The sequence below is a fragment of the Clostridium sardiniense genome (assembly GCF_050584765.1).
In the GTDB taxonomy this organism is placed as follows: Bacteria; Bacillota; Clostridia; order Clostridiales; family Clostridiaceae; genus Clostridium; species Clostridium sardiniense_A.
Genome location: NZ_JBNOOR010000002.1, coordinates 638,859 through 655,831, shown reverse-complemented (window position 1 = coordinate 655,831; position 16,973 = coordinate 638,859). Strand labels below are relative to the sequence as shown.

The 16,973-nt window shown below is 30.2% G+C and carries 13 protein-coding genes; 12 read left to right on the top strand and 1 reads right to left on the bottom strand.

The genetic code is table 11. The annotated features are described in order from the left end of the window. The first annotated feature begins 13 nt into the window (after positions 1-13). The 6 genes from ACQPUW_RS12765 to ACQPUW_RS12740 all read left to right on the top strand — a co-directional run bounded on the left by ACQPUW_RS12765 (position 14) and on the right by ACQPUW_RS12740 (position 8,534). Complete coding sequence (locus ACQPUW_RS12765; protein ID WP_430837884.1) at positions 14-1,453, top strand: glycoside hydrolase family 1 protein; 1,440 nt, start codon at positions 14-16, stop codon at positions 1,451-1,453. 169 nt (positions 1,454-1,622) lie between these two features. Then, positions 1,623-2,984 (top strand): 6-phospho-beta-glucosidase, encoded by a 1,362-nt coding sequence (locus ACQPUW_RS12760; protein WP_430837883.1) that lies wholly within the window; start codon positions 1,623-1,625, stop codon positions 2,982-2,984. A gap of 457 nt (positions 2,985-3,441) precedes the next feature. Further along, the gene (locus ACQPUW_RS12755; protein ID WP_430837882.1) at positions 3,442-4,347 is read left to right on the top strand and encodes a TetR/AcrR family transcriptional regulator; all 906 of its coding nucleotides are present in this window, start codon (positions 3,442-3,444) and stop codon (positions 4,345-4,347) included. A gap of 6 nt (positions 4,348-4,353) precedes the next feature. Further along, positions 4,354-5,775 carry an MDR family MFS transporter gene (locus ACQPUW_RS12750; RefSeq protein WP_430837881.1) on the top strand — a complete coding sequence of 474 codons (1,422 nt, stop codon included), beginning with the start codon at positions 4,354-4,356 and terminating at the stop codon, positions 5,773-5,775. A 381-nt stretch (positions 5,776-6,156) separates the two neighbouring features. Next, on the top strand, positions 6,157-6,744 hold the full coding sequence (locus tag ACQPUW_RS12745; RefSeq protein ID WP_430837880.1) for an AAA family ATPase: 588 nt from the start codon (positions 6,157-6,159) through the stop codon (positions 6,742-6,744). 401 nt (positions 6,745-7,145) lie between these two features. After that, on the top strand, positions 7,146-8,534 hold the full coding sequence (locus ACQPUW_RS12740) for an aspartate ammonia-lyase (RefSeq protein ID WP_430837879.1): 1,389 nt from the start codon (positions 7,146-7,148) through the stop codon (positions 8,532-8,534). 153 nt (positions 8,535-8,687) lie between these two features. Here the strand turns inward: ACQPUW_RS12740 and ACQPUW_RS12735 are convergent, their stop codons facing one another. After that, positions 8,688-10,298, bottom strand: coding sequence for a sigma 54-interacting transcriptional regulator (locus ACQPUW_RS12735; protein WP_430837878.1), 1,611 nt, complete (start codon positions 10,296-10,298; stop codon positions 8,688-8,690). 364 nt (positions 10,299-10,662) lie between these two features. Here ACQPUW_RS12735 and ACQPUW_RS12730 point away from each other — a divergent pair, with 364 nt between their 5' ends. The 6 genes from ACQPUW_RS12730 (at position 10,663) to ACQPUW_RS12705 (ending at position 16,964) form a co-directional block, all read left to right on the top strand. Next, a complete protein-coding gene (locus ACQPUW_RS12730; RefSeq protein WP_430837877.1) occupies positions 10,663-10,986 on the top strand; it encodes a PTS sugar transporter subunit IIB in 324 nt (107 codons plus the stop codon). A gap of 114 nt (positions 10,987-11,100) precedes the next feature. After that, positions 11,101-12,453: a PTS cellobiose transporter subunit IIC gene (celB, locus tag ACQPUW_RS12725; RefSeq protein WP_430837876.1), complete on the top strand. Its 1,353-nt coding sequence runs from the start codon at positions 11,101-11,103 to the stop codon at positions 12,451-12,453. Between the two features lie 65 nt (positions 12,454-12,518). Beyond that, the gene (locus tag ACQPUW_RS12720; protein ID WP_221858252.1) at positions 12,519-13,040 is read left to right on the top strand and encodes a GrdB-related putative oxidoreductase; all 522 of its coding nucleotides are present in this window, start codon (positions 12,519-12,521) and stop codon (positions 13,038-13,040) included. A gap of 53 nt (positions 13,041-13,093) precedes the next feature. Next, a complete protein-coding gene (locus tag ACQPUW_RS12715; RefSeq protein WP_430837875.1) occupies positions 13,094-14,056 on the top strand; it encodes a N(4)-(beta-N-acetylglucosaminyl)-L-asparaginase in 963 nt (320 codons plus the stop codon). Between the two features lie 82 nt (positions 14,057-14,138). Beyond that, the gene (gene pepV / locus ACQPUW_RS12710) at positions 14,139-15,536 is read left to right on the top strand and encodes a dipeptidase PepV (RefSeq protein WP_430837874.1); all 1,398 of its coding nucleotides are present in this window, start codon (positions 14,139-14,141) and stop codon (positions 15,534-15,536) included. 276 nt (positions 15,537-15,812) lie between these two features. After that, complete coding sequence (locus ACQPUW_RS12705) at positions 15,813-16,964, top strand: NAD(P)-dependent malic enzyme (RefSeq protein WP_430837873.1); 1,152 nt, start codon at positions 15,813-15,815, stop codon at positions 16,962-16,964. Positions 16,965-16,973 lie beyond the last annotated feature (9 nt).

Sequence of the window (16,973 nt, the reverse complement as noted above, 5' to 3'; positions counted from 1 at the left end):
GGAGGTAGTAGGAATGCTTTATGAAAAGTTAGATGGATTTAAAGAAGATTTTTTATGGGGATCAGCGTCAGCAGCATATCAAGTTGAAGGTGCACATGATGCAGATGGAAAAGGACCTTCAATATGGGATGAATATGTTAAGATTCCAGGGAATACTTTTAAGAATACAAATGGTAATGTAGCAGTAGACCACTACAATAGATATAAAGAAGATGTTAAGCTTATGGCTGACATGGGGCTTAAAGCTTATAGATTTTCAATTTCATGGCCTAGAGTATTCAAAAAGGGTAGAGGAGAAGTTAACGAAGAAGGCTTAAAGTTCTATGATAATTTAATAAATGAATTAATAAAACATAATATTGAACCAATAATTACAATATATCATTGGGATTTACCACAAGCACTTCAAGACCTTTATAAGGGATGGGAGTCTAGAGAAATAATAGATGATTTTAATAATTACTGCATAACTTTATATAAGAGATTTGGAGATAGAGTTAAGTATTGGGTTACATTAAATGAACAAAATATATTTATAGGCCTTGGATATAGATTAGCACTTCATCCACCAAAGGTAAGAAACTTCAAAAGGATGATACAAGCAAACCATATTGCAAGTTTAGCTAATGCAAAAGCAATAAAATCATTCAGAGAATATGTTAAAGATGGTAAGATAGGACCAAGTTTTGCTCTATCACCTAATTATGCATATTCATGTAAATCAAAAGATGTACTTGCAATGGAAAATGCAGAAGAATTTAATGTTCATTGGTGGCTTGATGTTTACTGCAGAGGAGAGTATCCAAAAGCAGCGTTTAGATACATGGAAAGAATGGGGCTTGAACCAATTATAGAAGAAGGAGATATGGAACTTCTTAAAGAAGGTGCTCCAGATTTTATGGGTGTTAATTATTATCAAACAACAACAGTTGAAATGAATCCATTAGAAGGTGGAGTTGATGATAGTGGTACATTTAATACTACAGGTAAAAAAGGAACATCTAAAGACACTGGAATTCCAGGAGTATTTAAAACAATAAAAAATCCAAATCTTGAAGCTACAAATTGGGATTGGGAAATTGATCCTGAAGGTTTAAGAATAGGTATGAGGAGAATAACAAGCAGGTATAATCTTCCAATACTTATAACTGAAAATGGATTAGGAGAATACGACAAATTAGAAAATGGAGAAATCCATGATGAATATAGAATTGAGTATTTAAAGAAACATATAGAAGCGTGTAAAGAGGCAATAAATGATGGTGTTGATTTACTTGGATATTGTACATGGTCCTTTACAGATCTTCTAAGTTGGCTTAATGGATACCAAAAGAGATATGGTTTTGTTTATGTTGATAGAGATGAAAATGATGAAAAAGAGATGAAGAGATATAAGAAAGATAGTTTCTATTGGTACAAGAAAGTTATAGAAACTAATGGAGAAGAACTTTAAATTAATAATTTGAAAAATAATTATTATCAAGGTGAATCTGTTATTACTGTACAGATGAAATATAATTTAATAATTTGAGAAAGCTTTTATAGCTTTCTCTTATATATAAAATTTAGAAAACGTTTAAAATATTATGCTATATGCAAATTTAATAAAGTGGGTGGAATATATGAGTAAAAAAGGTCTTAAAATTGTAACTATTGGTGGAGGATCAAGTTATACTCCAGAATTAGTAGAAGGTATATTAAAAAGATATGATGAAATGCCAGTATCAGAATATTGGTTAGTTGATATTGAAGATGGAAAAGAGAAGCTTGAAATAGTGGGAGCACTTGCAAAGAGAATGGTAGAAAAAGCTGGAGTTCCTATGGAAATTCATTTAACTCTTGATAGAAGAGAAGCTTTAAAAGATGCTGACTTTGTAACAACTCAATTAAGAGTAGGTCTTTTAAAAGCAAGAGCTAAAGATGAGAGAATTCCTTTAAGCCATGGATTCTTAGGACAAGAAACAAACGGACCAGGTGGACTATTTAAAGCATTAAGAACAGTTCCTGTAATTTTAGATATAGCTAAAGATATAAGTGAACTTTGTCCAAATGCATGGCTTATAAACTTTACAAATCCAGCAGGAATCGTAACAGAAGCATTACTTAGATATGGAGTTCATAAGAAAGTTGTTGGTGTTTGTAATGTACCAATAGGAATGGAGTTTGCGATTGCAGAGACTTTAGGTGTAGATAAAGATAGAATACAAGTAGATTTTGCAGGACTTAATCATATGGTTTATGCAGAAAGAGCATACTTAGATGGAAAAGATGTAAGCAATGAAGTAATTGAAAAGATGATATTCTCAGAAGATGAGCATAGTATGGCAAATATAAAAGCTTTAGGATGGGATGCAGCATTTATAAGAGCCTTTGGTGTAATGCCATGTCCATATCATAGATACTATTATAAAAAGAGAGACATGCTTTCAGATGAATTAAAAGAATATGAAGAAGGCAAAACAAGAGCAGAAGTTGTAATGAAGCTTGAAGAAAGATTATTTGAGCTTTATAAGGATAAAGACTTAGATGTAAAACCTGAAGAACTTTCAAAAAGAGGGGGAGCACATTACTCAGATGTAGCTTGTAATGTTATAAATGGTATATATAATGACAAGAGAAATGTAGTTGCTGTAAATACAAAGAATAATGGAAAGCTTAAACAATTTGATGATGATTCAGCAATTGAAGTAAGCTGTTATATTACAAAGGATGGTCCAGTACCAGTTGAGACAGTTGGAGAACTTCCAATAGCAGCTCAAGGATTAACATCTCAAATAAAAGCGTTTGAAAGATTAGCAGCAGAGGCAGCTTATACAGGAGATTACAATACAGCACTTCTAGCTATGGTAACTAATCCACTAGTTGGTGATGATATAAGAGGAAGAAAGTTATTAAATGATATGCTAGTTGCACATAAGAAGTATTTACCTCAATTCTCTAAAGCAATAGAAGCAATTGAGAAGGTTAACTTAGCAGAGTTCTAATAGTGTTAATAGAAATTGAGCTTTAAACCTAAAAGTTTTAAATTAGTATAGTATAGAATTACTTGTCTACTATAAAATAATGTATGGTTTAAATAGAGAAAATTAAAAGTGAGATAGTGTAAAAAAGGAGGAATTATTCCTCCTTTTTTGTTTTGAAGGATATAAAAGTTAGAACTTTTGGAATCTTTCAAAAGGGAGCAATATAGTTTTAAAATAAAGTAGTAGCTTTATGAGAGGTAATTATTAAATACAAAAAATGAATTTGAAATGTAAATTAAAAACAATTAATTTATATTATAGAAATTTAGATAAAAATGATGTGAATTAAATGTTAATTAGGTGGCTAACTAATTGACTCTAAATATTTAAAGTAATATAATCTCATAATGAAAACTATATAGTTTTTATAAAAACCGCATAGTTTTTATAAATAAATTATAAATATGGAGATAATAGGTTGGATTTAATTAATGAGAAAAAAGAGGAAATAATCAATACAGCAACATATTTATTCTCTAAAAAAGGATATATGTCAACATCTGTTCAAGATATTGCTAAAGCATGCAATATTTCAAAAGCTACGATTTATAAATGCTTTAATTCTAAAGAAGATATACTAATTGAGATAATAAAATCTTTTAATAACCAAATGATGAGACTTATTGGAGAAGTTGATCTTAACAAAGATCTATCGCCTATGGATAAGTATGAAGAAAAAATATATGTATTATTTAAACATTTTTCAGTTGATAGGGAATTCTCTTTGATGATGGCTCAGAATGAGTCAATCAAAAAAGAAGATAGTGTAAGAAGTATAATTTTATCTAACAAGATTTATATGACAAATCAATTGAAAGATATATTAATTGAAGCATATGGAGAAAGTATAAAATCAATAGTTTGGGATATAACATTATGTTTAAAAGGTATGATTAAAGAATTTGTAGTTATATTTGCAATCAGAGAGATTGCAACAGGGAACTATAGAGATATAGCAAAATTTATAGTAAGTTCAACTACAGCTCTTATAAATAAACATAAAGAAGATAAACCACTTATACCATTAGATATTACAGAAGCTTTCACTAAGAATGATAAATTTAATTTGGATTTAGAATATTTAAGAAAAGAGTGGAAATTTAAAATAGCAAAAATAAGATCAATAGTATTAACATCATCTTCATTAATGGATAGAGAAAAAGTATTAGAAGCAATAACCTTATTAGAGCTAGAAGGTTTAAAGGAAAATAGCAATAAAGTAATTATTGAAGCATTAATAATGTACATAAGCAATAATGAGGAATTGAAAGAGCATGCTAATTATTTGAAGCATATATGGAACGGAATAAAAACGAAAGGATAAAATTTTATGAGTGAAGAAAACATAAGAGAAAAGAAAAAATTTAACCCGATACTTATATCAGCGGTATTTTTAATTGGAGGTTTTGTATCATTTTTAAATGGTACACTTATTACAACAGCACTTCCAACAATAATGAAAGATTTAAATATATCACCAACAACAGGACAGTGGCTTACAACAGCATTTATGCTAGTTACTGGAATAATGATTCCATGTACAGCCTATCTAATTGATAGATTTTCAACTAGAAAATTATTTTTTGCATCAATGGGATTATTCACACTAGGTACAATACTTGGAGGATTTTCTAATAGTTTTAATATGTTACTTGTAGCTAGAATTATACAAGCGGCAGGTGCTGGTATAATAATGCCACTTATGCAAACAGTATTTTTAGTTATATATCCAAAGGAAAAAAGAGGATTAGCTATGGGTGTTGTAGGTATAATAATTGCCTTTGCACCAGCTATAGGACCAACACTTGCAGGAATTATAGTAGATAGTCATCCTTGGAGAGATTTATTCCACTTAATAACACCTATATGTATTATTGATTTAGTATTTGCATTTTTTGCACTTAAGAATGTAAAAGAATCAAATAAAATAAAATTAGATATTATATCAGTAATTACATCAACTTTAGGTTTTGGAGGATTATTACTTGGATTTAGTAACGCAGGTACTGATGGATGGGAAAATGCAAAAGTATTAATTCCATTAATAATAGGTATAGTTTCACTTGTTATATTTACATGGAAACAACTTTCAAGCAAGAAGCCAATGTTAAACTTAAGAGTATTTAAGAGTATGACATTCACATATACAACAATAATAATAATGATAGCATATGCTGGACTTGTTTCAGCAGAGTTAATATTACCAATGTATATTCAAATGGCAAGAGGATATTCAGCACTTGATTCAGGACTTATGCTTATGCCGGGTGCAATAATAATGGGAATAATGAACCCTATAACAGGTAAGTTATTTGATAAATTTGGAGCAAGACTTCTTTCAATAATTGGATTAACACTTTTAACAGCTGGTACATTTGGATTATCATTCTTAGGTGCTGATACAAAGATTGAACTTATAACATTTGCATATTCAGTTCGTCTTTTAGGTATGGCAATGTTTATGATGCCTTTGACTACAGCTGGTTTAAACTCATTAAGCAAAGAAGATTTATCACACGGAACTGCTGTAAATAATACAATGAGACAAGTTGCAGGTTCAATTGGTACTGCAATATTAGTTACATTAATGACTAAAGCAGCTTTAAACTCAGGAATATTAAATCCACAACTTGCACAAGTACATGGAATGAATATTGCCTTTGCTGCATCAGGAGTACTTACATTAATTTCATTAATTATAGCAGTATTTGTTGTTAAGAAAAAACCAAAAGAAGATGCTAAAGCTAATTAATAAATAAATTAATTAATATTAGAAGAATATAAACACAAAATAGTCTATTGAAGAATAACTATAAAAGGTGAATTTGTCTAATATAAAAAGAATCTAAATATAAGATACAAACATAAGATGAAAATATTTAGATGCGGAAAAAGACAAAATTAATTCACGCAAATATTTATATATAAAAATATTTATATATAAAGAAAAAATTACTTAAATCATAATTAGAGGGAGTAGCAACTGTCATATCTTGCTACTCCCTCTAATTGCGAATTTTATTGAAAATTGTCGGTCAAACTGATATAATGATTTTGTTTTCAAAATTTAGAAAATAAAAAACAATAATATTACCTTATGGTGGTAATGTAATTAGTTTGAAGGAGAGATTATATGCCGATAAGAATAGCCATCTTAGGTGGTCCAAGATGTGGAAAGACTACATTAATACAACAACTTTATGTTGATTTAAAAATAAGAGATTTAAATGTTGGAGTAGCAACGGAGTATAGCACTGATTACTTAAGAGATAAAGGTATGATAGAAACTATCGCAGAACAATATGGTATATATTTAGGACAAGCACAATTAGAAGAAAGCTTAAATGAATTTGATTATGCAATAACAGACTATGCAACTTTTGTGCCTTACATATATGGTAGATTTATGTTAGGTGATAAAAAGAGAACAGTGAAAGAAATAGAGATACTTAAAGATTTATATATACTAGCATTAAGAGATTTGCCAAAGTATGATTACATATTCTTTGTACCAAGAGAGTTTGGATACGCAAAGGATGGAGTAAGATGGCAAGATGAAGATATGGCGGAATCAATAGATAAAGCGATCTTAAGTTTCTTAGAAGCTGAAAATGTTAAGTTTGAAACTATAACAGGATCAACTAAGGAAAGATCAGAAAAGATTCTTAAGATTATTGGAGTAGAAGATATAGAAGTAAAGGCTGCAATGCCACAAAAATAATTTTAGAAAGACATGTTTATTAAATTTTTTAATAAAGATGTCTTTTATTTTAGGCTATATATTTATAATACCTGTGATTGATATAAAGAGAATTTAAGATGTTAAAATTATAGAGCAAGGAAATATAATAATGAAATTTATATAAAAAAGTAGTGTTCATTAAGATAGTGAATACTACTTTTTTATATTAATACTAGAAGATTTAATGATATTGTGTGATTATATAGTCTGAATAAGTGTGAAGATATTTATATAAAATTATATCTACTGTATTTAGATTCTAAGAAACCTCCTTAAAAGCTTTAAAAACAGAATTCACACAGATTATGGCATGAGAGTTGCTATTAATATAAACATAGATAAGAGAAATTTATCATAAGTGATATTGGAGGGTTTTTAAGATGGAATTTAGAGTAGAGAAGGATTCTATTGGAAGTAAAAAGGTACCAAAGGATGTTTATTATGGAGTTCAAAGTTTAAGAGGACATGAAAACTTTAGAATAAGCGGCATGAATTTAGAGGAATCATTTATAAGAAGTTTAGCGTTAGTTAAGAAGGCTTGTGCTATTACAAACTGTGAAGTGGGAGAGCTTGAAGATAAGCTTAAGGATGGAATAGTTAAAGCTTGCGATGAAATTATAAATGGAAATTATATAGATCAATTTATATTAGATCCAATACAAGGGGGAGCTGGAACATCAACTAATATGAATATGAACGAAGTTTTAGCGAATCTTGCCAATGAAATCTTAGGTTATGAAAAAGGACTTCAATATCCAGTTCATCCAAATGACCACGTTAATATGGGTCAGTCAACAAATGATGTAATTCCAACAGCTGGACTTATTAATTGTCATGGCTTATTAGAATATTGTTTAGAGGAATTAAGAAATTTTGAAAAGGCTCTTTTAAATAAGGGAAAAGAATTTGAAGATGTAATTAAAATGGGAAGAACAGAAATGCAAGATGCAGTTCCAATAAGCTTAGGTTCAGAATTTATTGCATATGGTAGAGCTATAAGAAGAGATATAAATAGATTAGAATTAAGACAAAAGGAATTATTAAAAGTTAACCTTGGTGGAACAGCAGTAGGTACAGGAATAAATGCAAATCCAAATTATATAAAAAAAGTTGTAGGTAACTTAAGGTTGTTAAGTGAACTTAATATAACTCAAGCTGAAGATTTGATAGATGCAACTCAAAATGCAGATACAATTGCAGCTCTTTCTTCAGATTTAAAGGTATGTGCAGTTAATTTAAGCAAGATATCAGGAGATCTAATTCTTATGTCATCAGGACCAAGAACAGGATTTTCAGAGATCAATCTTCCTGCAAAGCAAAATGGTTCTTCAATAATGCCAGGTAAAGTTAATCCTGTAATGCCAGAGCTATTAAAGCAAATAGCTTTTCAAATAATAGGTAATGATACAACAGTAACGCTTGCTGCAAGTTCAGGGCAATTAGAGCTTAATGCTTTTTATCCAATAATACTTTTAAATGTATTCCAATCAATCAGAATTTTAACTAATGGAGTTCATACTTTAACAGAGAATTGCATAAATGGAGTAGAGGCTAATGAGGAAAGATGTAAAGAACTTGTGGAAAAGAGTATAGGAATAGTTACTGCCTTTGCACCAAGTCTTGGCTATGAAAAGGCTGCATTTATTGCAAAGAAAGCACTTAAACTTAATAGAAATATTAAGGAAGTTATAAAAGAGGAATTAGGACTTAGTGATGAAGAGATAACTAAGACACTTAATATAGATAAGATGGTTAAAATAAGTGGGTAAATTAGATTATTAAAACTAATTAATAAGACTATTTAGATCTTCATGTAAAGTTAACTATAGACAATTAAATAAATTTAATATATAAAAGTTAGTAAATAAAGTGGAAGTTAATCTAATTAAATAGATTAGCCTCCATTTTATTTTTTTATAATATTAATCTTCAGTTCTATCAGTTTGTCTATTACTTACATAAATTGCTATAAGCATAATTAATATAAATTCAGATGCAGGGAAATAAAGATTTAAATTATCTTCAATTATATTAGTATATGATGTTGCAAGTTTATATTCTTCAGGAAATTGACTCTTCAATCTGTTATGAAGGTTTACTGTAGCTAATGTTATAAGGCTCATTCTATCGTAGATTAAATCTATATGAATATTAAATAGTGTTTCATATAATTTAAACTTAAAGAATTTTTCTATATTTTTATCAAATTCATATAGTTTATTATTTGTTTCATCAAAAGTTGCATATGAAAAGTTATATCTGTAATTTTCAGAATGCTTTTCTATACAAGCTAAATATTCTTCTAATATTTTATTATAATCAGAAGCACTTGAATTTTTACTTGAAGCTAGTATTTCGCTTTTATTGATTAAATTTTTATAAGCTGTAAATATTGCATGCTTTTGATTTTGGAATGAATGACTAGTTATTTTAGTGTTATCATCATAAATAAAGAATCTATTTATAGCATCCAATGCACCTAAAACAGCTCTTTCTTCAATTAAAGGGTTAGATAATTTATGTCTTACTTCCTTTGGAAGATCAGGACTATTTATTTTAATATGTTTTTTATTATTTATAAAATAATCAGTATATGCATTTGCAACTGCAAGCTTTATATCATTTTTAAGTTGTCCTACATTGTATGGACAATCATAAGATAAGAAGCAAAGTAGTGAATTATAAGATATGTACACTGGTTTATTTAAGTTGTGGCTTTCTTCCTTTAAGAATGTCTCAATTAAAGTAAGCCTTTCTTCAAGACTTCTCTCATGAAGGTTTGGTATTTTAATCTTTATAGATATTCTTCTTAAAAATGTGCTAAGTAATGTTTGGCTTATATCTTCATTTGTAGCGCATATTATCCTAACTGATGACTTTATTTTTTTGGAGACTTCCCCAAATCTTCTAAAATACCCTGTATCCATGAATAAGAATAACATTTCTTGTCCTTCACTAGGTAAGTTATGTATTTCATCCAAAAATAATATTCCACCATCTGCTTTTTCAATAAGTCCTACTCTATCTTCAGTAGCTCCAGTAAATGTGCCTTTCTTTACACCAAATAAATGTGAGCTTAATAGCTGAACATTATTTGAGTAGTCAGAGCAATTAAAGTGTATAAAAGGAATATCCTTATCTTTAAAAAATGAAACTGCATAGTCATGCATAAGTTTTGCAAGCATGGATTTACCAGAGCCAGTTTCACCAATGATTAGAGAGTTCATACCAGTTGGAGGATATAAAATAGCAGTTTTAGCAAGTTTTGTTGCTTCAGTTAGTGATGGATAAAGATAGGAAAGTCTATCAAGAGATGATCTTAAATTAAAATCTATATTATTTGGATTTTTAAGATAGTATTTTACTGGTCTTGTAGAATTTTTAAAAAGTCGTTCCTCCTTTACTAATCTATTTAAATTTTTACTTATGTTTGAGCGCTCTATATTTAAAGCATCGCAAACATCTTGTGTTGTTACCCCATTACCTTTGTCTAGTTTCTCAATAGTCTCATAAACTAAATCGACTCTTTTCAAATTGTTCACCCCTAATACCTTTTAATATATTTGTTTTATCAGTATATTCTTTATAATTACTTTTTAAAATATTTAGCGTAATATCAATTAATGTATTTATTTTATGTCACTATTGTTTAAAATAAGTATTTTAATCTTATTTAGTGTGTTTAAAATAAGGAAAATTTACATTATTATGTATTATTCTAATGCACACTCTATAGAAAATCAATGGTTATTGAAAAGGATATCATAAATAATGGCTAAAATAGGTCATTTATAGATATTGAAAAAAGTTGGCATGGTAATTGCTCTTAATATAGGCATAAGTAAATAAAATATTAAAATATCAAAAAATTTATCAAAATCTAAGGGGGAATTATAAATGAAAAAAATATTTTTATTCTGTGACGCAGGTATGTCAACAAGTTTATTAGTTTCAAAAATGCAAGAGGTTGTAAAAAAACATAACCTAGACATACATATTGAAGCAAATCCGTGTGTTAAAGCTCATGCATTAATTCAAGATCAAAGACCTGATTGTGTATTACTTGGACCACAAGTAAGATTTATGCTTAGAAAAATGCAAGAAGAGTGTGAGCCATTAGGAATACCAGTTGACGCAATAAATGCAGCTGATTATGGAGTTATGGACGGAGAAAAAGTATTAAAGCATGCAATTAAATTAATCAAGAAAGCTTCAAAGTAATTTGCTAAAGGACAAGGTAAAAGAATCATTAATAGATAAAGCAATATTTGAAGTGAAAATGGTTAAGGTTTACTGGGTATAATAGCAAGATTTAATATTGAGAGGGGAATAAAAATGAACTTTTTTATGAAAAAGCTTGAGAAAATATTAATGCCTATGGCAGAAGTTATAGGTAGAAATAAATATTTAATAGCTATAAGAGATGGTTTCTTGGTTTCAACACCACTTTTAATCATAGGATCAATTTTCTTACTTATAGCAAACTTCCCAATTCCAGGATGGAATGACTGGGTAGCACAATTCTTAGGAGAAGGATGGGCAGCTAAGCTTACAACACCAGTTGCAGCAACATTTGATATTATGACAATATTAGCTGTAATGGGTATAGCTTATAGCTTAGCAAGACAGTTAGATATTGATGCAATTCAAGCATCAGCAACAGCTATAGTGGCATTCTTTATTGTAACTCCTTATAAGATTGATTTCACTCCAAAAGGAGAAGATGTAAGTTATATTGTTAAAGGTATTCCACTAGATTGGGTTGGTTCTAAAGGATTATTCCTTGGAATGATAGTTGCCCTTGTTTCAGTTACTATATTTGCAAAGATTCTTAAAAAGGGTTGGGTAATTAAATTACCTGCTGGTGTTCCACCAACAGTTTCAAGATCATTTGAAGCATTAATACCAGCTGGAATAGTTATTTTAATATTCTTCTTAGTAAATTATATATTTGCAGCAACAGCTTACGAGACAATACACAACTTTGTATTTAAGATGCTACAAGTACCACTATTAAAATTAGGTAATACACTGCCAGCAATGATTATTGCATATTTATTCTTACATGGATTCTGGTTCTTTGGAATCAATGGATCAAGTGTTGTTGGAGCGGTATTTAACCCAGTATTAAAGGCATTATCAGTAGAAAATTTAGATGCTTTCCAAGCAGGACAAGAGATTCCAAACATTATAACAGGACAGTTCCAAGATATGTTTGCAACTTTTGGGGGAGCAGGAAGTACGTTATCATTACTTATTGCAATTCTTTTAGTATGTAAAAGCCAAAGAGTTACTAAGATTGGTAAACTTTCATTCTTACCAGGGGTATTTGGTATAAATGAACCAATTATATTTGGTCTACCAATCATGCTTAATCCAATAATGCTTGCACCATTTGTTTTAATACCAACAATCAATATAATTATTTCATATTTTGCAATGTTAAGTGGTCTTGTACCTTATACTAATGGGGTTCAAATTCCATGGACAACACCACCAGTTATTTCAGGTTTCTTAGTTTCAGGATGGCAAGGTTCAGTTCTTCAGATCTTATTAATAATTTTAGGTGTAGTAATATACATTCCATTTATAAAAGCTATTGATAACCAATACTTAAAAGAAGAACATGGAGCATTAAACTCTGAAGAAGATGATGATGATATAGATTTTGATGATTTAGAGTTATAGAATTTAGGGATTTTAAATTAGAATATTTAGATAAGATATAAATGTTTAGGAGGAGAGATAGAGCAATGGTTAAAGTATTATTAGTATTAAATCATGTACAAGCCGGAATGGGAAGTGATGAAAACGCAGATCTACCACCAGCTGGAAAAAAATCAATAATAGGACCAGGAAAAATGATGGAGCCTTATTTCAAAGAAATGGACGGGGAGATAGTTGCTACTTTGTATTGTGGAGATTTATATTATCAAAACAATGAAGAAGAAGTAAAGAAGAAGTTTGTAGCAATGGCGAAGAAGTTAAGTCCAGATGTAGTAGTATGTGGGCCAGCTCTTCACTATCCTAACTTTGGAGAAATGGCAGGGGGACTTGCTGAAGAAATAAATAATAAATCAGATATACCAGCATTTGCGGCTATGTCTTTAGAAAATCCAGCAACAGAAAAATATAAAGATAAAGTTATAGTTGTAAAAACACCTAAAAAAGGTGGAGTTGGATTAAATCAATCAATAGAAAATATCTGCAAGATGGCAGTTAAGCTTGCTAAAAAAGAAAATGTAGAAGATTTAAAAAGAGAAGTATGTTTTTAGAATAAAAGAAGTAAAACGATAGTAGAAAAGCAGTAGAAGTGGAGGAGTTTATTATGAAATGGGCTATGATAGCAACGTGGAGAATGGCAGTTGAGGGAATAACAGAAGCATCAGAAGATCTTAAAAAGGGTGGGTTTGCAGGAGATGCAATAGAAAAGGCGATAAAAGCTGTTGAGGATTTCCCTTACTATAAATCAGTAGGATTTGGTGGACTTCCAAATGAAAATTGTGAAGTAGAACTAGATGCTGCATATATGGATGGAGACACTCTTTCAATAGGTGCAGTTGGAGGAATTAAAGATTTTAAGAATCCAATAAGTATCGCAAGAAAGCTTAGTGAAGAAAGATTTAATTGTTTCTTAGTTGGAGATGGTGCAGAAGAATATGCACATAAAGAAGGCTTTAAAAGAGAGAATATGCTTACAGATAGAGCGAAGAGATATTACACAAAGAGAAGAAAAGAAACAATTGAAAAAGGATTAAGTCCATATGATGGTCATGACACCGTTGGTATGATAGCTGTAGATAAGGAAGGAAAGATGGTAGCTGGTACATCAACTAGTGGACTTTTCATGAAGAGAAGAGGAAGAGTTGGGGATTCACCAGTATCAGGTTCAGGCTTCTACTGTGATAGTGAAGTTGGTGGAGCATCAGCAACTGGTCTTGGAGAAGATTTAATGAAGGGTTGTATTTCATATGAAATAGTTAGGCTTATGAAAGAAGGAATGCATCCTCAAGAAGCTTGTGATAAGGCAGTTCAAGAATTAAATGACAAGCTTGTAAAAAGAAGAGGAAAGTCAGGAGATCTTTCACTAGTAGCTCTTAACAACAAAGGTGAGTGGGGAGTTGCAACTAATATAGTAGGGTTCTCATTCTCAGTTGTATCAGAAGATGAAGAGCCAACAGTATATGTTTGTAATGAAATGAAAGATGGAAAAACAACTTACGAAAAAGCTTCAGAAGAGTGGCTTGATGCTTATCTTAAGAGAATAAAATCACCAATAACTTTTGACTAATAACTAATTAATCATTAAAGTCTTAAGTTAAAAGCTTTAAACTAAGAATATCAAAAATTATGGTATCTAAGTTTAAGTAATTATGAAAGAAGATGAGAGATTAGATATGAAAAGTATAAATAAAGCAAGTCTAAAGAGAGAATTTAATGAGAAGGTTTTAGAATATAGAGAAGAACTTTTAGAGAGCATAAAAAGATTAGTTCAAATAAGCAGTGTTGAAGGGATAAAGACTTCAGATGCACCTTTTGGAGAGAAGCCTAAAAGAGCATTGGAAGAAGCTTTAAAGATATCAGAAGAATTGGGGTTTAGAACGAAAAATATAGGAAATGCAATTGGGTATGCAGAGTACGGTGAAGGGGAAGACTATATTGCAGTTATTGGGCATGTAGATGTAGTTCCAGAGGGAGAAGGGTGGACTTATCCTCCCTTTGACCTATCAATTAAAGATGAAAAAATATTTGGTAGAGGTGTCCTAGACAATAAAGGACCTATAATGGCAGCTCTTTATGGGATGAAAATAATAAAGGAGTTAGATCTTGATATTTCAAAGAAGATAAGGGTAATCTTTGGGACAAATGAAGAAACAGGATTTAAAGATATTCCTTATTATTTAAAAGAAGAGAAGTCACCAATTATGGGATTTACTCCAGATTGTAAGTATCCTGCAGTATATGGGGAGAGAGGGATACTTGATGTAACTATATGGAGCAATTCAATTAAAGATTGTGTTATAAAAGGTATAAAAGGTAACTTTAGAAATAATATGGTACCAGATTTTGCTGAGATAGAAGTGACTAGAAAAGAATCTCTAGAGGGAGAAAATCTAAATTGGCAAACTGAGATTTTAGAAAAGATAAGTGTTAAGGGATCACAAGCACCAGGCAATGCCCCAGAGACAGGGGAAAATGCTGTTACAACATTATGTAAAACTATAAATGGCATAGGTAAAGGGATTTTTAGTGGGGAATTAAAGAATTTTATAGAGTTTGTTTATAAAAACTTTCATGAGAATCATTCTTTAGAGAAGATTGGAATAGAGTGCAAAGATGATATATCGGGAAGCTTAGTAATAAATCCTTATAAGCTATCTCTTAATGAAGATAAAGTAGGATTATCAGTTGTATTTAGATATCCAATTACTTATACTTACGAAGATATGATGGGTATAATTAAAGAAATCATAAATGAAGGATATGAAATAACTGAAAATAGAAGAATGGATTCAGTATGTTTTGATAAGGATCATGAACTTCTTAAAAAGTTACAAGAATCCTATGAAGAAGTAACTGGATTTGATGGAACACCAGTAACTACTACAGGGGGAACTTATGCTAAGGTATTCCCTAATATAGTAGCATTTGGGCCATCTTTTCCAGGACAAAAGGGAATAGCTCATAATAAAGATGAATACATGGATATTAGCGATTTACTTCTTAATACAGAAATTTTTACAAATGCAATCTACAATTTAGCGAAATAACTTAAAGTTGCCTTGAGGAGAGTAAAGATATACTCTGCTTCAAGGCAATTTATATATAATATATAATTTCTATTTATAAGAAAATGGTCATGTTAATGAATTTAAGTTTCAGGTATAAGAATATATTTACATTAATGAATTTAAGTTTTGAGTGCAATAATAGATATAAGATTTTTTTATAGATATAAAGTTTCTTATAATATTATGAAATATTGTATTTTAAAGGATTGTAATGTAATATATTAGAAAAGATTATGGTAAAAGGAGAGAATTAGAATGAATATATATGAAGAAGCATTAGAATTTCATAAAGAGCTTAGAGGAAAGCTTGAAATCAAATCAAGAGTTAAGGTAAATGATGAGAAGGATTTAAGCTTAGCCTATACACCTGGAGTTGCAGAGCCTTGCAGAAAGATTCACGAAAATAAAGAATTAGTAAATACATATACAAGAAAGTGGAATACGGTAGCTGTTGTTTCAGATGGTACAGCAGTACTTGGACTTGGAGATATTGGGCCAGAGGCAGCATTACCTGTAATGGAAGGGAAGAGTGTACTATTTAAAGAGTTTGGAGATGTTGATGCAATTCCGATAGTTTTAGATACAAAGGATGTAGATGAAATTGTTGAAACTGTAGTTAGAATGGCTCCTACTTTTGGTGGAATAAACTTAGAAGATATTTCAGGACCACGTTGCTTTGAGATAGAAAGGAAGCTTCAAGAAAGATTAGATATTCCAGTATTCCATGATGATCAACACGGTACGGCTATAGTTGTTTTATCAGCATTAATTAATGCTTTAAAAGTTGTAGATAAGAATAAAGAAGACATAAAAATTGTTATAAATGGTGCAGGGGCGGCAGGATGTGCAATAGCAAAGCTTCTTTTATCATGGGGAGCTAAAAATATTGTTATGTGCAACATAAATGGAGTACTTCATAGAGATATGGAACAAGAAAGTGATATCCATAGAGAACTTGTTAAAGTTACAAACTTAAACAATGAAAAGGGTGGACTTTCTGATGTAATAAAGAATGCTGATGTATTTATTGGAGTTTCAGCTGGTAATGTTCTTTCAAAAGAAATGGTTAAGACTATGAATAAAGATGCTATAGTTTTTGCTATGGCAAATCCAGTACCAGAGATATTCCCAGAAGATGCAAAGGCTGCTGGTGCTAGGGTAGTTGGTACAGGGCGTTCAGACTTTAAGAATCAAATTAATAATGTATTAGCTTTCCCTGGTATGTTTAGAGGAGCACTTGATGGTGGTGCTAAGAAAATAACAGAAGAAATGAAGCTTGCAGCAGCATTTGCTATTGCAGATTCAGTTAAGCCTAATGAGCTTTCAGAAGATTATATTATGCCAAAACCATTTGATAGAGATGTTCAAATAAAAGTGGCAGAAGAGGTTAGAAAAGCAGTTAAATAGATTAATAAA